The 18,622-nt window shown below is 73.1% G+C and carries 16 protein-coding genes; 4 read left to right on the forward strand and 12 right to left on the reverse strand.

Features of this window, described 5'->3' with window-relative positions:
- Nucleotides 1-14: 14 nt before the first annotated feature.
- The 5 genes from ACR9E3_RS13910 to ACR9E3_RS13930 all read right to left on the reverse strand — a co-directional run bounded on the left by ACR9E3_RS13910 (nt 15) and on the right by ACR9E3_RS13930 (nt 6,653).
- A complete protein-coding gene (locus ACR9E3_RS13910) occupies nt 15-1,061 on the reverse strand; it encodes a 3-isopropylmalate dehydrogenase (protein WP_460380879.1) in 1,047 nt (348 codons plus the stop codon).
- Nucleotides 1,062-1,256: 195 nt separating this feature from the next.
- The gene (serA, locus tag ACR9E3_RS13915; RefSeq protein ID WP_460381009.1) at nt 1,257-2,828 is read right to left on the reverse strand and encodes a phosphoglycerate dehydrogenase; all 1,572 of its coding nucleotides are present in this window, start codon (nt 2,826-2,828) and stop codon (nt 1,257-1,259) included.
- 293 nt (nt 2,829-3,121) lie between these two features.
- Nucleotides 3,122-4,144 carry a ketol-acid reductoisomerase gene (ilvC, locus tag ACR9E3_RS13920; protein WP_460380880.1) on the reverse strand — a complete coding sequence of 341 codons (1,023 nt, stop codon included), beginning with the start codon at nt 4,142-4,144 and terminating at the stop codon, nt 3,122-3,124.
- Nucleotides 4,145-4,188: 44 nt separating this feature from the next.
- Complete coding sequence (ilvN, locus tag ACR9E3_RS13925) at nt 4,189-4,695, reverse strand: acetolactate synthase small subunit (protein ID WP_285655883.1); 507 nt, start codon at nt 4,693-4,695, stop codon at nt 4,189-4,191.
- Nucleotides 4,692-6,653: an acetolactate synthase large subunit gene (locus ACR9E3_RS13930; RefSeq protein WP_460380882.1), complete on the reverse strand. Its 1,962-nt coding sequence runs from the start codon at nt 6,651-6,653 to the stop codon at nt 4,692-4,694. Before ACR9E3_RS13930 ends, ilvN begins: the two co-directional genes overlap by 4 nt.
- A 238-nt stretch (nt 6,654-6,891) precedes the next feature.
- On the opposite strand from ACR9E3_RS13930, the gene ACR9E3_RS13935 reads away from it, so the two are divergent.
- Together ACR9E3_RS13935 and ilvD are read left to right on the forward strand one after the other, a co-directional pair.
- Entirely contained in the window at nt 6,892-7,488 is a 597-nt protein-coding gene (locus tag ACR9E3_RS13935; protein WP_460380883.1) for a PH domain-containing protein, read from the forward strand.
- Nucleotides 7,489-7,533: 45 nt separating this feature from the next.
- A complete protein-coding gene (gene ilvD / locus ACR9E3_RS13940) occupies nt 7,534-9,375 on the forward strand; it encodes a dihydroxy-acid dehydratase (RefSeq protein WP_460380884.1) in 1,842 nt (613 codons plus the stop codon).
- A gap of 9 nt (nt 9,376-9,384) precedes the next feature.
- On the opposite strand, the gene ACR9E3_RS13945 is transcribed toward ilvD, so the two are convergent.
- Both ACR9E3_RS13945 and ACR9E3_RS13950 read right to left on the reverse strand, forming a co-directional pair.
- The gene (locus tag ACR9E3_RS13945; RefSeq protein WP_460380885.1) at nt 9,385-9,567 is read right to left on the reverse strand and encodes a hypothetical protein; all 183 of its coding nucleotides are present in this window, start codon (nt 9,565-9,567) and stop codon (nt 9,385-9,387) included.
- A 95-nt stretch (nt 9,568-9,662) separates the two neighbouring features.
- Nucleotides 9,663-10,577: a 2-hydroxyacid dehydrogenase gene (locus tag ACR9E3_RS13950; protein ID WP_460380886.1), complete on the reverse strand. Its 915-nt coding sequence runs from the start codon at nt 10,575-10,577 to the stop codon at nt 9,663-9,665.
- Nucleotides 10,578-10,705: 128 nt separating this feature from the next.
- Here ACR9E3_RS13950 and ACR9E3_RS13955 point away from each other — a divergent pair, with 128 nt between their 5' ends.
- Entirely contained in the window at nt 10,706-11,875 is a 1,170-nt protein-coding gene (locus tag ACR9E3_RS13955; protein WP_460380887.1) for a PQQ-dependent sugar dehydrogenase, read from the forward strand.
- Between the two features lie 208 nt (nt 11,876-12,083).
- Here ACR9E3_RS13955 and ACR9E3_RS13960 read toward each other — a convergent pair whose 3' ends face one another.
- From ACR9E3_RS13960 to gatC, 4 genes are all read right to left on the reverse strand, one after another.
- Nucleotides 12,084-12,596 carry a hypothetical protein gene (locus ACR9E3_RS13960; protein ID WP_460380888.1) on the reverse strand — a complete coding sequence of 171 codons (513 nt, stop codon included), beginning with the start codon at nt 12,594-12,596 and terminating at the stop codon, nt 12,084-12,086.
- A 173-nt stretch (nt 12,597-12,769) separates the two neighbouring features.
- On the reverse strand, nt 12,770-14,278 hold the full coding sequence (gatB, locus tag ACR9E3_RS13965) for an Asp-tRNA(Asn)/Glu-tRNA(Gln) amidotransferase subunit GatB (protein ID WP_460380889.1): 1,509 nt from the start codon (nt 14,276-14,278) through the stop codon (nt 12,770-12,772).
- Entirely contained in the window at nt 14,275-15,843 is a 1,569-nt protein-coding gene (gatA, locus tag ACR9E3_RS13970) for an Asp-tRNA(Asn)/Glu-tRNA(Gln) amidotransferase subunit GatA (RefSeq protein WP_460380890.1), read from the reverse strand. Before gatA ends, gatB begins: the two co-directional genes overlap by 4 nt.
- A complete protein-coding gene (gene gatC / locus ACR9E3_RS13975) occupies nt 15,840-16,136 on the reverse strand; it encodes an Asp-tRNA(Asn)/Glu-tRNA(Gln) amidotransferase subunit GatC (RefSeq protein WP_460380892.1) in 297 nt (98 codons plus the stop codon). The genes gatA and gatC overlap by 4 nt, the downstream gene beginning before the upstream one ends.
- Nucleotides 16,137-16,479: 343 nt before the next feature.
- On the opposite strand from gatC, the gene ACR9E3_RS13980 reads away from it, so the two are divergent.
- Entirely contained in the window at nt 16,480-17,139 is a 660-nt protein-coding gene (locus tag ACR9E3_RS13980) for an ACT domain-containing protein (RefSeq protein ID WP_460380893.1), read from the forward strand.
- On the opposite strand, the gene ACR9E3_RS13985 is transcribed toward ACR9E3_RS13980, so the two are convergent.
- Nucleotides 17,136-18,527 carry an FAD-binding oxidoreductase gene (locus tag ACR9E3_RS13985; RefSeq protein ID WP_460380894.1) on the reverse strand — a complete coding sequence of 464 codons (1,392 nt, stop codon included), beginning with the start codon at nt 18,525-18,527 and terminating at the stop codon, nt 17,136-17,138. The two genes, ACR9E3_RS13980 and ACR9E3_RS13985, sit on opposite strands and share 4 nt — an antisense overlap.
- Nucleotides 18,528-18,622 lie beyond the last annotated feature (95 nt).

Consider the following 18,622-nt stretch of genomic DNA (forward strand, 5'->3'; position numbering starts at 1 on the left):
CCGCAGACCTTCGACTAGGCGGGGGTGCGGGTGCCCGCGGTCGAGGAGACCAGGGCCGCGAGACGGTCGCCGACCGCCGAGGTGCCGCCCGGGTTGGTGTGGTCGCGGGTGGCGAGGTCGAAGGCGACGGCCGCCTCGACGCGGCGGGCGAGCTCGGGCTCGCCGAGGTGGTCGAGCAGCAGGGCCACCGACAGGATCGCGGCGGTCGGGTCGGCGATGCCCTTGCCCGCGATGTCCGGCGCGGAGCCGTGCACGGGCTCGAACATGCTCGGGTTGGCGCGCGAGACGTCGAGGTTGCCCGAGGCGGCGAGGCCGATGCCGCCCGTGACCGCGGCCGCGAGGTCGGTGAGGATGTCGCCGAACAGGTTGTCGGTGACGATCACGTCGTAGCGCGACGGGTCGGTGACCAGGTGGATCGTCGTCGAGTCGACGTGCTGGTAGTCGACCGAGACCTCCGGGTGCTCGAGCGAGACCTCCTCGACCACGCGCGACCACAGCGAGCCGGCGTGGGTGAGCACGTTGGTCTTGTGCACGAGCGTGAGCTTGCGGCGCGGGCGGTTGTTGGCGCGCGTGAAGGCGTCCCGCACGACGCGCTCGACGCCGAACGCGGTGTTGACGCTGACCTCGGTGGCGATCTCCTGCGGGGTGTCCTTGCGCAGCAGCCCGCCGGTGCCCGCGTACGGGCCTTCGGTGCCCTCGCGGACCACGACGAGGTCGATCTCGGCGTTGCCCGAGAGCGGCCCCCGCACGCCCGGGTAGAGCCGGGCGGGGCGCAGGTTGACGTGGTGGTCGAGCTCGAAGCGCAGCCGCAGCAGCAGGCCGCGCTCGAGGATGCCGCTGGGCACCGACGGGTCGCCCACCGCGCCGAGCAGGATCGCGTCGTGCTCGCGCAGCTCGGAGAGCACCGACTCGGGAAGGAGCTCCCCCGTCGAGTGCCACCGCGCGGCGCCGAGGTCGTACTGCGTCGCCTCCACCGAGGGGGCGACCTCGTCCAGAACCTTCAGCGCTTCGCCGACGACCTCGGGACCGATGCCGTCCCCGGGCACCACCGCGAGTCGCATCCGCAACAACCTCCACCGAGCGGGTCGCCCCGCGACGGGGTGACCGGGGCTGACCCGGGGAGACTACTAGGCGTGTCGGTCGATCACGGAACCGGATCGCCGGATCGTAGGAATGCGCTCTCCGACGGGGTTGCTGCGCCCGGCGGGGTTTGATCGGCGGAACGGCCCCACAGGATCTCCGCCGACCCGGGCGGATCAGTCGAAGGTGATCAGCCGCGTCGTCCGCGCGTCCAGTGCCTGGCCGATCGTCTCGAGCACCTCGGACCCGACGGGCTGGTCGACGCGCAGCAGCATGATCGACGACGACCTGTCGCGCTGCTGCGAGAGCTGGGCGGCCTCGATGTTGACGTCCGACTCGCCGAGCATCGTGCCGACGGTGCCCATGGCGCCCGGGCGGTCGGAGTACTCGAACAGCAGCACGTGGCCCTCGGCGCGCAGGTCGAAGCTGCGGCCGTTGATCTCGACGAGCTTCTCGACCTCGTCCTCGCCGGTCAGGGTGCCCGAGACCGTGACCGCGTCGGAGCCGTCCGACCCGTCGCGCACGGTCCGCAGGGTCACCATGCTGCGGTGGTTCGGGCTCTCGGTCGCGGTCTCGACGGTCGCGGCGACGCCACGCTCCTCGGCCAGGGCCGGGGCGTTGACGAAGGTGACGGGCTCGTCGACGACCTCGCCGAACACCCCGCGCAGCGCCGCCAGCGCGAGCACCGAGACGTCCTCGTGGGCGAGCTCGCCCCGCACCTGCACCTGCAGCTCGGCCGGGGCCCCGACGAGGTCGGAGAGCAGGATGCCGAGCTTCTGCGTGATGCCCAGCCACGGCCGGACCTCCTCGCCCACCGCGCCGCCGGAGACGTTCACGGCGTCGGGGACGAAGTCGCCGCGCAGGCCGGCGAGCACGGAGTGGGCGACGTCGGTGCCGGCGCGGTCCTGGGCCTCCGCGGTCGACGCCCCCAGGTGCGGCGTCACCGTCACCTGCGGGAGCTCGAACAGCGGCGAGCTCGTCGTCGGCTCGGTGACGTAGACGTCGATGCCGGCGCCGGCGACGTGGCCGGAGCGGACGGCCTCGGCCAGCGCGTCCTCGTCGACCAGCCCGCCGCGCGCGGCGTTGACGATGATGACGCCCGGCTTGGTCTTGGCCAGCGCCTCCTTGCCGATGAGGCCCTGGGTCTCCGGGGTCTTCGGCAGGTGGATGGTCATCATGTCCGCACGGGCGAGCAGCTCGTCGAGCTCCACGAGCTCGATGCCCAGCTGCGCCGCGCGGCTCTGCGGCAGGTAGGGGTCGTACGCGATGACGTGCGTGCCGAACGATGCGATGCGTGCCGCGAAGAGCTGGCCGATCTTGCCGAGGCCGATGACGCCGACCGTCTTGCCCTGGATCTCGACGCCGGAGAGCTTGCTGCGCTCCCACCTGCCGTCGCGCAGGCTCGCGTCGGCCTGCGGGATGTGGCGGGCGGTGGCCAGCAGCAGCGCGAGCGCGTGCTCCGCGGCGGAGACGATGTTCGACGTGGGGGCGTTGACCACCATGACGCCGTGGGACGTCGCCGCCGGGACCTCGACGTTGTCGAGCCCCACCCCGGCGCGGCCCACGATCTTCAGCTGCTTCGCGGCGTCGAAGACCTCGGCGTCGACCTGCGTCGCCGACCGCACGAGCAGGGCGTCGGCCGTCGCGACGGCGTCCAGCAGCGCGGCACGGTCGGTGCCGTCGACGGAGCGGACCTCGACCTCGTCGCCGAACACCTCCAGCGTCGACGGCGCGAGCTTCTCGGCCATCAGGACGACGGGCTTGCTGGCGGCGGTGGTCACGTGTGATCGCTCCCGGGGGGTCGGCGGCCCACGCCGACGAGCCCTGCACCTACTCGATGTCACACACGCCGACGTGCGTACGGGCCTGATCGTCCCGCACTCACGGCGAGCTTACCGACCCGTCGTGAACCGATTCACAGGGTCACGGCGTGACGAACGAACGGCGCTCTCGCTGCTTCGGAAGCAGCGAGAGCGCCGTTCGTTCACCAGACACGCTGCTCCGGACGCCGCGCGCGGCGCGCATCCGAGCGAGCGGGCGACTACGTCGTCGGGCGCGCCATCCAGGGCATGAGGCCGCGGAGCTTGGCGCCGACCTGCTCGATCTGGTGGGCCTTGCCCTCCTCCTCGAGCTTGGTGAAGTTCGGGCGGCCGTTGTCGTCCTCGGCGACCCACTCGCGGGCGAACGAGCCGTCCTGGATCTCGGAGAGGACGCGGCCCATCTCCTCCTTCACCGCGGCGTTGATGATGCGCGGGCCACGGGTGAGGTCGCCGTACTCGGCGGTGTCCGAGCAGCTCCAGCGCTGGCCGTAGATGCCCTTCTCGTACATGAGGTCCACGATCAGCTTGAGCTCGTGGAGGCACTCGAAGTAGGCGATCTCGGGCTGGTAGCCGGCGTTGACCAGCGTCTCGAACCCGGCCTGGACCAGCGCCGACGTGCCGCCGCAGAGCACGGCCTGCTCGCCGAAGAGGTCGGTCTCGGTCTCCTCGGTGAAGGTCGTCTTGATGACGCCGGCGCGCGCGCCGCCGATGGCCGCGGCGTAGGACAGGGCGAGCGCCTGGGCGCCGCCCGTCGCGTCCTGCTCGACGGCGATGAGGCACGGCACGCCCTTGCCGTCGACGAACTGGCGGCGCACCAGGTGGCCGGGCCCCTTCGGGGCGACCATCGCGACGTCGACGTCCGAGGGCGGCGCGATCAGGTCGTAGCGGATGTTGAAGCCGTGGCCGAAGAACAGCGCGTTGCCGGACTCGAGGTTCGGCGCGATGTCCTCGGCGTAGATCGTGCGCTGCTTGGTGTCCGGCGCCAGGATCATGATCACGTCGGCCTCGGCGGAGGCCTCGGCCGGCGTGACGACGCGCAGGCCCTCCTCCTGGGCGTCGGCGCGGCTCTTCGAGGTCTCCGGCAGGCCGACCCGCACGTCGACGCCCGAGTCGCGCAGCGACAGCGCGTGGGCGTGGCCCTGGCTGCCGTAGCCGATGACGGCGACCTTGCGCCCCTGGATGATCGAGAGGTCGGCGTCGCTGTCGTAGAAGACCTCGGCGTTGCCGGTGGTCGGGGCACTCATGGGCGGGACTACTTCCTTCCGGGAACGGAGTACGGGAACCGAATCTAGCGGTGGTGGGCGGCGATCGACCGCGGGCCGCGGGACAGCGCGACCATGCCGGACTGGACGACCTCGCGGATGCCGTAGGGCTCGAGCATCCGGCGCAGGGCGTTCAGCTTGTCCTCGGTGCCGGTGGCCTCGACCGTGACCGCCTCGGGCGAGACGTCGACGACCTTGGCGCGGAACATCTGCGTCACCTCGAGGACCTGCGAGCGCACGCTGGCGTCGGCACGGATCTTCATCATGACGAGCTCGCGCTGCACCGACGTGGTCGGCTCCAGCTCGACGATCTTGATGACGTGCACGAGCTTGTTGAGCTGCTTCGTGACCTGCTCGAGGGGGAAGTCGTCGACGGTGACGCAGATCGTCATCCGCGAGATCCCCTCCTCCTCGGTGGGGCCCACGGCCAGCGACTGGATGTTGTAGCCGCGCCGCGAGAACAGCCCGGAGATGCGGGCGAGCACGCCGGGCTTGTCCTCGACGAGCACCGAGAGCGTGTGGGTCGTGGTCACGCTGAGCCCAACTCCTTATTGGCAACCTCGTCGGCTCCACCCGTCTCCGGGTCGTCGAACAGCGGGCGGATGTCGCGCGCGGCCATGATCTGGTCGTTGCCGGTGCCGGCGGCGACCATCGGCCAGACCTGCGCGTCGGCGCCGACGGTGAAGTCGATGACGACGGGACGGTCGTCGATCGCCATCGCCTGCTCGATCACCCGGTCGACGTCGTCCTTCGACTCGCAGCGCAGGCCCTCGCACCCGAGCGCCTGGGCGAGCATGACGAAGTCCGGCACGCGGTGCTTGTGGGTGCCGAGCTCGGTGTTCGAGTAGCGCTCCTCGTAGAACAGGGTCTGCCACTGGCGGACCATGCCGAGGTTGCCGTTGTTGATGACCGCGACCTTGATCGGGATGCCCTCGATCGCGCAGGTCGCGAGCTCCTGGTTGGTCATCTGGAAGCAGCCGTCGCCGTCGATGCACCACACCGTGGTGTCGGGCATCCCGACCTTCGCGCCCATCGCGGCGGGCACGCCGTAGCCCATGGTCCCGGCGCCGCCGGAGTTGAGCCACGTGCGCGGCTTCTCGTAGCGGATGAACTGCGCGGCCCACATCTGGTGCTGGCCCACGCCCGCGGCGTAGATCGCGTCCGGTCCGGCGATGGCCCCGATCCGCTCGATGACGTACTCGGGCGAGAGGGTGCCGTCGGCGGGGTCGTCGTAGCCGAGCGGGAACGTCTGCCGCCAGCCCTCCAGCTGCTCCCACCAGGGCCGGAGCCGCTCGTGGCGCTCCTCGCGGTCGGACTCCCCGGAGCGCAGGGCGCCGGTGAGCTCGGTGATCACCTCGCGGGCGTCGCCGACGATCGGCACGTCCGCGGGGCGGTTCTTGCCGATCTCGGCCGGGTCGACGTCGGCGTGGATGATCTTCGCGTCCGGCGCGAAGGTCGACAGATCGCCCGTCACACGGTCGTCGAAGCGGGCCCCCAGCGCGATGAGGAGGTCCGACTTCTGCATCGCCGCGACCGCGGCGACGGTGCCGTGCATGCCCGGCATCCCCAGGTTCTGGCGGTGGCCGTCGGGGAAGGCGCCGCGGGCCATGAGCGTGGTGACCACGGGCGCGCCGGTCTCGTCGGCGAGGTCGAGGAGCTCGGTGGAGGCCTCGGCCTTGATGACGCCGCCGCCGACGTAGAGGACGGGACGCCGCGCCTCGCGCACGAGGCGGGCGGCCGCGGCGATCTGCTTGGAGTGCGGCCGGGTCGTCGGCCGGTAGCCGGGCAGCCGGGTCTCGACCGGCCAGCTGAAGGTCGTCTGCGCCTGCAGGACGTCCTTGGGCAGGTCCACGAGGACCGGCCCGGGACGTCCCGTCGACGCGATGTGGAACGCCTCCGCGATCGCCCGCGGGATGTCCGCGGGGTCGGTCACCAGCATGTTGTGCTTGGTGATCGGCATCGTGATGCCGCAGATGTCGGCTTCCTGGAACGCGTCGGTGCCGATGAGCTTGCGCCCGACCTGACCGGTGATCGCGACGACCGGCACCGAGTCGAGCATCGCGTCGGCGAGCGGGGTGACGAGGTTGGTCGCCCCCGGCCCGGAGGTCGCGATGCACACCCCGACCCGCCCCGTGGCCTGCGCGTAGCCGGTGGCGGCGTGACCCGCGCCCTGCTCGTGGCGCACGAGGATGTGCCGCACGAGCGTCGAGTCGAACAGCGGGTCGTAGGCCGGGAGGATCGCGCCGCCCGGGATGCCGAAGACGACGTCGCAGCCGACCGACTCGAGGGAGCGCACGAGCGAGCGGGCGCCGGTGGCGGGCTCGGGGTCGACGTGCGTGGGACGCGGGGCGTCGGGACGGACGGGCTCCTGCGAGACCGTGTCCTGCTGCTCGCTGGGTGCGCCGACGCGCGGAGCGGGGCGCCGGGTCGCGGCGCCGTTCGCGGCCGGGCCCGGGGTGCCGGGCGGCGCGGAGGGTTTGGCTTGAGTCATCGGGTGTCTGCCTCGAAGCGGTCGTTACCGGGTGTGGAACTGGGGCCGAACATGAAAAAGCCCCCACCGCCTCGAGGCGGAGAGGGCAGGCGCGTCAGCAGGAACTCGCGGCGGGCGGCAAGGCCCGTCAGGCGCTGACGCGCCCCGGGAGTACGAGAATTCGCCGCTGGATCACGGGGGCGAGAGTAGGTGGCGGCTCCGCAGGTCGTCAAACCGGGGTGGTGGCACCATCGGTGCGGTGACGAACGAGGACACCACCACGACCACGATCGACGCGGCGTCGGGGCGCGTGACCTTCCGTCCGATCCCCCTCCCGGCCCTGGTCGCGGTGGGGATGCTGGCGATCGGGATCTCGCCGATCGCGTTCCTGGGCGGGCCCTGGTTCCTCGTCCTGCTCGTCCCCGTCGCGCTGGCGTGGGTCGTGATCCGCACGCGGACGGTCGTCGACGACACGTCCCTGCGCGTGCTCACGCTCGGCGGCTCCCGCCGGATCCCGTGGGACGACGTCGAGACGCTGCGGGTCGCCGACCGCGGCTGGGTCCGGGCCGTCCGCGGCGGGGCGGCACGGAGCGGAGCGGGAGCTGCCGCGCCGGAGGCGGGTGACCGTGAGGAGCCGGCCCTGGTCGGTGTGCGCGCGCGGCACCTCGGCCGCGTCGCCCAGGCCAGCGGCGGGCGGATCACCATGCCGACCCCCGAGGAGGTCGAGGAGGCCCGCGAGCACGAGCGCGAGCTCGAGGCCGCCCGGATGCGGATCACGGCGCTGCGGGAGCGGCAGGCCGCGACGGCGCAGGTCGCCGAGGACGCTCCGGCCGAGGGGGCCGACGAGCGGGCGTAGCCTCGCCACCGTCCACCGCCTGATCGTTTCCCTGCGAGGTCTGCCGTGCCGCCGCTGCGCTCGCGCGTCACCACCCAGGGCCGCAACGCCGCCGGGGCCCGGGCCCTCTGGCGCGCCACCGGCCTCACCGACTCCGACTTCGGCAAGCCGCTGGTCGCGATCGCCAACTCGTACACCCAGTTCGTGCCCGGTCACGTGCACCTCAAGGAGCTGGGCGAGCTCGTGGCGGGCGCCGTGCGCGAGGCCGGCGGGATCGCGCGCGAGTTCCACACCATCGCGGTGGACGACGGCATCGCCATGGGTCACGGCGGGATGCTGCACTCGCTGCCGTCGCGCGAGGTGATCGCCGACGGCGTCGAGCACATGGTCCAGGGCCACGCGGTCGACGCGCTGGTGTGCATCTCGAACTGCGACAAGATCACCCCGGGCATGCTCAACGCCGCGATGCGGCTGAACATCCCGACGGTGTTCGTGTCCGGCGGGCCGATGGAGGCGGGCAAGGCCGTCGTCGTCGAGGGCGTCGCCCAGGCGCCGACCGACCTCATCACCGCGATCTCCGCCTCGGCGTCGCCGCAGGTCAGCGACGACGGGCTCACCGAGGTCGAGCGCTCGGCGTGCCCCACGTGCGGGTCGTGCTCGGGCATGTTCACCGCGAACTCGATGAACTGCCTGACCGAGGCGCTGGGCCTCTCGCTGCCCGGCAACGGCTCGACGCTGGCGACGCACGCCGCCCGTCGGGAGCTGTTCCTGCAGGCCGGCCGGACGGTGGTCGAGCTGGCCCGGCGCTTCTACGCCGAGGACGACGAGTCCGTGCTGCCGCGCAACGTCGCCTCGAAGCACGCCTTCGAGAACGCGATGGCGCTCGACGTCGCCATGGGCGGCTCGACGAACACCGTGCTGCACATCCTCGCCGCCGCCCACGAGGCCGAGCTGGACTTCAGCCTCGCCGACATCGACGCGGTCAGCCGGCGGGTGCCCTGCGTCGCCAAGGTCGCGCCGAACTCGTCGCACCACATGGAGGACGTCCACCGTGCCGGGGGGATCCCCGCGATCCTCGGCGAGCTCGACCGGGGCGGGATGCTGCACCGCGACGTGCACGCCGTGCACGCGCCGTCGCTCGAGCAGTGGCTCGGCGCCTGGGACATCCGCGGCGGGTCCCCGTCCGGCGAGGCCGTCGAGCTCTTCCACGCCGCCCCCGGCGGCGTCCGCACGGTCGAGCCGTTCTCGACGACCAACCGCTGGTCGTCGCTCGACACCGACGGCGTCGACGGGGTCATCCGCGACGTCGGGCACGCCTTCTCGGCCGACGGCGGGCTCGCCGTGCTGACCGGGAACCTGTCCCCGGACGGCGCGGTGATCAAGAGCGCCGGCCTGCCCGAGGACGGGCGGCACTTCCGTGGCCCCGCGCGCGTCGTCGAGAGCCAGGAGGAGGCCGTCTCGGTCATCCTCGGCAAGCAGGTGCAGCCCGGCGACGTGCTCGTCGTGCGCTACGAGGGCCCCGCGGGCGGCCCGGGGATGCAGGAGATGCTGCACCCGACCGCGTTCCTCAAGGGCGCGGGGCTCGGCGCGGTGTGCGCGCTGGTCACCGACGGCCGCTTCTCCGGCGGGTCGAGCGGCATCTCCATCGGCCACGTCTCCCCCGAGGCGGCCGCGGGCGGCGCGATCGGGCTCGTGCAGGACGGCGACGAGATCCTCCTCGACGTCGACACCCGGCGCATCGAGCTGCTGGTCGACGACGACGTGCTCGCCGAGCGCCGCGCCAAGATGGACGCCTCCGAGCGGCCCTGGCAGCCCGCCGCCGAGCGCCACCGTCCCCTGACGAGCGCCCTGCGCGCGTACGCCAAGCTCGTCACCTCGGGCGCGACCGGGGCGGTCCGCTCGGTCTAGGCGCACCCCTCACCGCAGCGGGTGCCGCAGGGACGCGGCGCGCAGGGCGTCCGCGATCCGGCGGCACTCGTCGCGCGTGAGCACGGCGGTGTGCCGGCCCATCGTCATGACCGCGAAGGGGTCGCCGTCGTCGACCTGGACGCTCACGATCTCCTCGCCGGCCCCGCTGCTCACGCTCGTCCACGCCGTCATGGCCCACTCCGCTCCGACGTCGTCCACGTCCGGTACGTGGGCGTCGGAGTCCGTTCTACATACTTGCGTGTCGGCTGGCAAGTAAGTGTTCGGGTTCAGTACCCGTTGATCACCAGGTTCGGCGGGTCCTCCCCGCGGGCGACGGCCGCGAGCTGGGTGTGCACGACGCGGTAGGCGCGGTCGAGGTGGCCGGGGACGCTGCCGCCGACGTGCGGGGTGATCAGCAGGTTCGGCGCCGTCCAGAGCGGGTGGTCGACGGGCAGGGGCTCGGGATCGACGACGTCGACCACGGCGCGCAGGCGCTCCGCGCGCAGCTCCGCGAGCAGGGCGTCGGTGTCGACCACCGGTCCGCGCGCGGCGTTGACCAGCAGCGCACCGTCGGGCATCGCGGCGAGGAAGGCGGCGTCGACCAGCCCGCGCGTCTCGTCGGTGAGGGGCACCAGCAGGACGACGACGTCGTGGTCTCCCAGCAGGTCGGGCAGCTCGGACGTCGCGTGGACGCCGTCACGCGCGCGGCGCCCGACACGGGTGATCGTGGCGACGTCGAACGTCTCGAGGCGCCGGGCGGTCTGCTCGGCGAGGTCCCCCGCGCCGACGAGCAGGACCCGCTTGCCGGTGAGCGTGTCGGTGATGTGCTGGTCCCAGCGGCGCTCGTCCTGGGCGCGCACGAACGGCGGGATCTCGCGCAGCACCGCGAGCGTCGCCGCGAGCACCCACTCGGCGGTGACGCCGCCGTGGGCGCCCTGGCAGTCCGAGAGCTGCACGCCCGCCGGCAGCCGCCCGACCCACAGCTCCGCGCCCGCCGAGAGCAGCTGCACCAGGCGCAGGCGCGGGCAGCGCTCCACGAGGGCCAGCGCGTCGCTCGTGGCCAGGAAGCCGGGGATGAGCACCGCGGCCCGGGCGGCGGCGTCGGGGAGCTCGTCGGCCTGCTCGTCGTAGCGGACGAGCTCGAGGCCGTCGATGTCGGCGAGCGCGGCCTCGCCCTCGTCGTGGGGTACCAAGACGGTCACGGGTTCCGGACTCACGGTCGGCGGACGCTACTCCCCCGGGTCGGCGCGGGGCGGAGCGGCGCGGTGATCGACCCCGACCCGCCCCGTCTCACGGCCGGCAGAACCCGGGACGCCTACTGTGTCGTGCCGTGTCCGGTCCGCTCCGCAGGGTCGCGCTGATCGTCGCGCTGACGACGTTCACCGCGCTGCTCGCCGGCTGCGCGCAGTTCCCGGACGCGGGCACGCAGCCGTGGCGCGAGCGACCCGACCTCTCGGCGGAGCGGGCGCCCCAGCCCGAGCTCCCCGAGACCGGCGAGCCGACGCCCGCGCCGAACTCCGCGGGCCCCTCGGTGCCCCCGCCGTGCGTGGACCCGGACCCGCAGGTCGTCGCCACCTGCCTCGACCCGCTGTCGGCGGTCGTCACGCTGCCCGGCGGGGCGTCGGCCCTGGTGGCCGAGCGGACCACCGGGCGCATCCTGCGGATCACGCCCGACGAGACACCCGAGCAGGTCGCGACGGTGCCCGTCGACGCGGCGGGCGACGGCGGGCTGATGAGCCTCGCGCTCTCCCCGAGCTTCGCCGAGGACCAGCTGATCTACGCCTACGGCACCACCGCCGCTGGCAACGCGGTGTTCCGGATCGCCCCCGGCGACGTCCCCAAGGTCGTGCTCGGCGGCATCCCGCGCGGGGCGTCCGGGAACCGCGGGGCCATCGGTGTCGAGCCCGACGGGACGCTGCTCGTGGCCACCGGCGACGCCGGCAACGCGGCCGCGGCCGCCGCGCCCACCTCGCTCGCGGGCAAGCTCCTGCGCATCGACCCGTTCGGCCGGCCCGTCCCGGGCACGCCGAACCCGGCCTCGCCGGTCGTCGGCAGCGGGCTGCACTCCCCCGGCGACGTCTGCGCCGACCCCGCGGCCGGCGTCAGCTGGGTGACCGACCGCGCCGGGGCCCGCGACGTGCTGCTCGCCGTGCGTCCCGGCGTCGCCCCCGGCGCGGACGCGGCGGCCTCACCGGCGTGGACCTGGCCCGAGCGGCCCGGCGTCGCCGGTTGCGCGGCCCTGCCCGGCACGCTCGTCGTCGGCCTGCAGGGGTCGAGTGCGATGTTCGTGCTGCGCCCGACGCCCCAGGGCGGGTTCGTCGGCGCACCCCAGGCCGTGCTGCAGGGCACCTACGGGCGCATCACGGGCACCGACGTGGCCTCCGACGGCCTGATCTGGTTCACCACGGCCAACAAGGGCGGCGGCGGGCCGGTGACGCCGACCGACGACCGCGTCGTGCGCATCCGGCCGCCCTCGGGTGGGGCGAGCGGGGCGGACTAGGCCTCCGCCGGCCCGGACGGCACCGGACTCGTCCCTCGGCCGGCCCCCAGTGATCGAAGTACCGATACGGACGCTGAGCGTCTGCGACGGCACTTCGCTGACACGACCCCGGACGCACCACGGCCCCGGTCCTCCACCTCGGGGTGGGGAGGACCGGGGCCGTGGGCCACCTGATCTGGGGAGCGGACCAGGCGAACGTCGATCCGTCTCAGTCGTCGCTGTCGCTGCTGTGACCGAAGGACATGAGGCTCGAGCCGTGCGAGGCGATCGCGTCGTCGACCTGGTGGGCGCCGCGGCCCGTGGCGTCGTGCAGGTGACCGGAGGCCTCGTTGACCGCACCGGAGATCTTCTGCTCGGTGTCGGTGGCGTGGCTGCCGACGGGGATGCCGTTGGCGTTGGCCGCGGTCTGCAGGTCCGAGGTCGCCGCCGAGGTGATGCGGTTGACCTGGTGCTGGCCCGCCGAGACGTGGCCGCCGACGAGCTCCTCGCCGCCCTTGAACGTCGTCGGGACGTCGGTGTTCGGCAGGTCCTGCAGCGCCGCGGCGTTCTCCTGCGCGACGTCGGAGAGCGTGCTCGTGGTGTTGTCGACGTTCGGCGCCTCGGCGGCGAAGGCGAACGACGCGGTCCCGCCGGTCAGCGCGAGCGCCGCGGCAGCAGTCAGCGCGCCCCGGCCGGCGACCTTACCGACCGTGCTGGTCTGGCGGGCACTGTGTGCACCCATTCGGAACCCTCCAGTACTTCGTATGGCATCGGGGGATGAACCGGACGGTGGGCACGCCGTCACGCCCGGCTAGAGAACGGCTACACGCTGCTCCCTGAATCACCCAACGGAGGGATCTCGTCCGGGTTACGGGTACATCACGGAAAACATGATCGATCTCGGTGAGTCGGGGCTCACCGGCAGCGCTCGAGCACCAGCTCCTGCACACGGGCGGCGTCCGCCTGCCCCCGGGTGGCCTTCATCACCGCACCGACGATCGCGCCGGCGGCCTTCGTCTTGCCCGAGCGGATCTTCTCCGCGATGTCGGGCTGCGCGGCCAGCGCCTCGTCCACGGCCGTCGTCAGCGCGCTCTCGTCGCTCACGACCGCGAGACCCCGCCCGGACACGACCTCGTCGGGCTCGCCCTCGCCGGCCAGGACGCCGTCGACCACCTGGCGGGCCAGCTTGTTGGTCAGCGTGCCCTCGCCGACGAGCGCCACCACGCGCGCCACCTGGGCCGGCGTGATCGCCAGCTCGGGGAGCGTCACGCCCGACGCGTTCGCCTGTTGGGCGAGGTACGAGACCCACCACGAGCGCGCCGCCTCGGGGGCCGCGCCCGCGTCGACGGTGTCGGCGACGAGGTCGAGCGCCTCGGCGTTGACCAGGTCGCGCAGCTCCTCGTCCGACAGGCCCCACTCGGTCTGGATGCGGGCCCGGCGCTCCCAGGGGCGCTCCGGGAGCCCGGAGCGCAGCGCCTCCACCCAGTCGCGGGAGGGCTCCAGCGGCGGCAGGTCGGGCTCGGGGAAGAAGCGGTAGTCGGCGAAGGTCTCCTTCGGCCGGCCCGCCGACGTCGTGCCGGACTGCTCGTCGAAGTGCCGGGTCTCCTGGCGGATCGTGCCGCCGGAGAGCAGCACGCCCGCGTGGCGGCCCATCTCGTAGCGCACCGCGCGCTCGACGGAGCGCAGCGAGTTGACGTTCTTGGTCTCGGTGCGGGTGCCGAACTCTTCGGTGCCCTTCGGCTTGAGCGACACGTTCGCGTCGCACCGCATCGAGCCCTGGTCCATGCGCACGTCGGACACGCCCAGCCCGCGCAGCACGTCACGCAGCGCGGTCACGTAAGCCCGCGCGACCTCGGGCGCGCGGACACCGGCGCCGACGATCGGCTTGGTGACGATCTCGATGAGCGGCACGCCGGCGCGGTTGTAGTCGAGCAGCGAGTAGTCCGCGCCGTGGATGCGCCCGGTGGCCCCGCCGATGTGCAGCGACTTGCCGGTGTCCTCCTCCATGTGCGCGCGCTCGATCTCGACCCGCCACGTGCCGCCGTCGTCCAGCGGCACGTCGAGGTACCCGTCGAAGACGATCGGGTCCTCGTACTGGGAGATCTGGAAGTTCTTGGGCATGTCCGGATAGAAGTAGTTCTTCCGGGCGAAGCCCGAGCGCTCCCGCACCTGGCAGTTGAGGGCCAGACCGATCGTGATCGCGGACTCCACGGCGGTGCCGTTGACGCGCGGCAGCGCCCCGGGCAGGCCGAGGCAGACCGGGCAGATGTTGGTGTTGGGCTCGGCGCCGAAGGCGTTGGCGCAGCCGCAGAACATCTTGGTGTCGGTGTTGAGCTCGACGTGCACCTCGAGCCCCATGACGGGGTCGAAGTGCTCGCAGACCTCCTCGACGGTGTACGGCGCGGACTCGACGGTGGCCGTCATCGGGTGGTCTCCAGGGCGCGGAGTTCGGGGATGCGGGGCGTGGCGTCGTCGGTCGAGGCGCGCGCCGCCTCGTAGGCGGCGGCGACCCGGTAGGCGCGGTCGTCCGCCAGGGCCGGCGCCATGACCTGCAGACCGACCGGCAGACCGTCGTCGGCCGACCGCCCGCACGGCACCGAGAGCGCCGCGTTGCCCGCCAGGTTCGACGGGATCGTGCAGAGGTCGGCGAGGTACATCGCGAGCGGGTCGTCGGTGCGCTCACCGATGGCGAACGCCGTCGTCGGCGTCGTCGGCGAGACGAGCACGTCGCAGGTCTCGAACGCCGCGGTGAAGTCGCGGACGATCAGCGTGCGCGCCTTCTGCGCCTTGCCGTAGAGCGCGTCGTACGAGCCGGCCGACAGGGCGTGCGTGCCGATCATGATGCGGCGCTTGACCTCGGCCCCGAAGCCGGCCTCGCGCGTGAGCGACATGACCTCGTCGGCCGCGTGCTCCCCGTCGTCGCCGACCCGCAGGCCGTAGCGCATCGCGTCGAAGCGGGCGAGGTTGCTCGAGGCCTCGCTGGGCGCGATGAGGTAGTACGCCGGCAGGGCGTAGCCGAACGACGGGCACGACACCTCGACGACGTCGGCACCCAGCTCGCCCAGCACCCGCACGGCGTCGGTGAACGCCGCGAGCACGCCGGAGTGGTAGCCCTCGCCCGAGAACTCGGAGACGACACCGACCCGGACGCCGGCGAGATCCCCGCGGGCGCCCGCCTGCGCGGCCTCGACGACCGGCGGCAGCGGCGCGCTCACCGAGGTCTGGTCGTTCCGGTCCTGGCCCCCGATGACCTCGTGCAGCAGTGCCGCGTCGAGCACCGAGCGCGCGCACGGCCCGATCTGGTCCAGTGACGACGAGAAGGCCACGAGCCCGTAGCGCGAGACGGTGCCGTAGGTCGGCTTGACGCCCACGGTGCCGGTCACGGCGCCGGGCTGGCGGATGGAGCCGCCGGTGTCCGAGCCGAGGGCGAGCGGCGACTCGCCGGCGGCGACCGCCGACGACGACCCGCCGCCGGAGCCGCCGGGGACGCGGGTGAGGTCCCAGGGGTTGCGGCTGGGCCCGAACGCGGAGTTCTCGGTCGAGCTGCCCATGGCGAACTCGTCGAGGTTGGTCTTGCCCAGCGGCACCAGGCCGGCGGCACGCAGCCGGGAGACGACGGTCGCGTCGTACGGCGGACGCCAGCCCTCGAGGATCCGCGACGCGCACGTCGTGGGCATGTCGGTGGTCGCGAGGTTGTCCTTGAGGGCGATCGGGACCCCGGCCAACGGCGACACCGGACCGCCGTCGGCGATCGCGCGGTCCGCGGCCTCGGCCGCGGTCAGCGCGCCCTCCGCGTCGAGGTGGAGGAACGCGTGCACGCCGCTCTCGGCGGGACCGTCGACGGCCTCGATGCGCTCGAGGTGGGCGCGGGTGACCTCGACCGAGGACACCTCGCGGGCGTGGATGCGGCGCGCCAGCTCGGCGGCGTCGAGGGAGACCAGCTCGGAGTCCACCGGTCCAGCTCCGCTGCGCTGCGTGTCCCAGCTCACGCGCCCTCCCCCAGGATCCGCGGCACGCGGAAGCGGCCCTCCTCGGCGGCGGGGGCCGCGGCGAGCACCGCGTCACGCGGCAGCGAGGGCTCGATCGTGTCCGGGCGCAGGACGTTCGTCTGCGGGACCACCTGAGCGGTCGGCGGGACGTCGTCGGGGATCTCGCCGACCTTCGAGACCGTGTCGACGATCGCGTCGATCTGCCCCGAGAACATGTCCAGCTCGGCGTCGGAGACGGCGAGCCGGGCCAGCCGGGCGAGGTGGGCGACGTCGTCGCGGGTGATGTCGGACATGTCCCTCCGGGGTGCTGCACGTGCCTCGGGTCGAGCGGCGCTTCGCTGCGTCTCCCGGCGCCGGGCGCGAGCCCGCAGGACGCTGTCTCCCGGCGCGGATGTCCAGTCTAGGACCGGGTCGCGCGGGCCCTCGACGAGGATTCCGACGGCTGCCGCGGTCAAGCTCTGATCATCGCTCGCCCCGGCGGGGGTCGGCCTGGGAGGATGCGCCGGTCCCGCCGGTGGGGTATCTCGGCGGGGCGCCCGGGAAGTGCGACCGCCGCCTCCCCGGCGGGGTACAGCCGAGTGCCCGCGCCGGCCCACCAGGCGGGGGTCGTCGGGCGTCCGGGAGTCGAGGAGGGTCGTGACCTACCTGCTGCGTGTGGTGCTGCCCGATCGTCCGGGCACGCTCGGCTCGCTGGCCTCGGCCCTCGGCGCCGAGGGCGCGGACATCCTCTCGGTCGACGTGGTGGAGCGCGGCGCCGGTTCGGCGGTGGACGACCTCGTGGTCGACATGCCCAGCTCCCGCCCGCCCGACGTGCTCATCACCGCCGCCGAGGCCGTCCACGGCGTGATCGTGGAATCGGTGCGCCCGTTCGCCGGCGCCCTGGACACCACCCGCGAGCTGGAGCTCGTCGAGGCGGTCGCCGCCCACCCCGAGGAGGGCGTGCGGCTGCTCGCCGAGGGCGTGCCCGGGCTGTTCCGCTCGGCGTGGGCGCTCGTCACCGAGGCCACCGGCGAGGGCCAGGGCGTGCGCCGCGTCGCCTCGAGCCCGGCGGCGCCCGAGACCGAGGCCGCCGAACTGTCCTGGCTGCCGCTGGACAAGGCCACCGTGCTCGACCCGATGGGCGGGCACACCGTGCCCGAGGCCTGGACCGACCTCGACACGGAGCTCGCCGCCGCACCCGTCGGACGCCCGGAACGCGCGCTCGTCGTCGGGCGGCCCGGAGGGCCGGCCTTCCGGCCCTCCGAGCTCGCCCGGCTCTCCCACCTGTGCGGGATCGTCGCGACGATCGTGGGCTAGGTCGCCGGGATGATGTTGGCGTTGCGGTGGAAGACGTTGTCCGGGTCGTAATCGGCCTTGATCTCCGCGAGCCGCGTGTACTTCGTGCCGTAGGAGCTCGGGACGCGGTGGGCGTCGTCGACACCCAGGGCGTTGACGTACGCGCCCCGGCCGAGGGCTTGCGGCGCGAGGGCGTCGAAGAAGCTGCGGACCCAGGCGCGTTCCCCGACGTGGTCGCCCTCGTCCGATGTCAGTCCGAGGATGAACACACCCAGGCGCGGTGACCTCCCGCCGCTGAACGCGGTGCTCGCGTCGTCGACGGCGCTGTAGCCCCCCGAGAGCACGTAGAAGAACACCGCAGAGATCGGCGAGCCCATCGCGCCGACGCGGTCGACGGCCACGTCGATGACGTCGTCGCTCAGGTCGGCGAGGTAGAGCGACTTCTCGTACGCGTGGACACCCCACGCGAACGCGTCGTCGAACATCTGCTGCAGCCCGACGTATGGCATCGGGGTGACCATCTCGAACAGCGGCGGCACGGCGCCGCGCACGCGGTCGAGCACCTCCCGATGGCTCTCCTCGGAGCCGAAACCGACGGCCACCAGCGCGAAGCCCAGCCGGAAGTGGTGCTCCGACGGGACGAACGGCTCCGGCGGAGCGTGGAGGGCGACCACCTGGAAGCTCACGTCCGAGGGCAGGTCGGGGATCACCTCGCGGGCCGCCCGGAGCGCGTCGGACGCCTGGTCCATCCCGTAGAAGAGCAGACCGAACTCGATCTGTGGACCTGCCTCGTGCAGGGCGAGCTCGACGGAGGTCACGACCCCGAAGTTCCCGCCGCCGCCGCGGATGGCCCAGAAGAGGTCCGGATTCTCGTCCGCCGCGGCTCGGACGATCCGCCCGTTCGCGAGGACCACCTGCGCCGACACGACGTTGTCGGAGGTCAGCCCGTGCTGACGCGTCAGCCAGCCCATGCCCCCACCGGTCGCGATCCCGCCGATCCCGGTGTGGCCGACCTCGCCCAACGGCACCGCGAGCCCGTGCGCCTGGGTCGCCGCGTCGACGTCCCGGAGCAGCGCCCCGCCACCGACCGTCGCCCTGCGGTTCGCCGTGTCCACGGCGACCCCGTTCATCCGGCTCAGGTCGATCACGATCCCTGCATCGCCGACGCACATGCCCGGGACGGAGTGCGCGCCGGAGCGGACCGAGATCTCGAGTGATGCGTCCCGAGCGAACGACACCGCCGCGGCGACGTCCTCGGCGGTCGCGCAGTAGGCGACGACGGATGGCCTCCGGTCGATGTCGCCGTTCCACATCCGGCGGGCCTGGTCGTAGCCCGCGTCGTCCGCGGTCACGACGGTCCCCGTGAATGCCGCGCGCAGTTCCTCGAATCGTGAGATGACCTGTGTCATGGGTCGGACTCCTTCCCCCGGGCCTTGCTCCCCCGCGGCCCTGTCTCCGGGGCGCTGCTCGCCCTGGAGGAGTCGCCCACGCTAGCGCCACTCTG

This window comes from Actinomycetospora sp. C-140 (assembly GCF_054796175.1).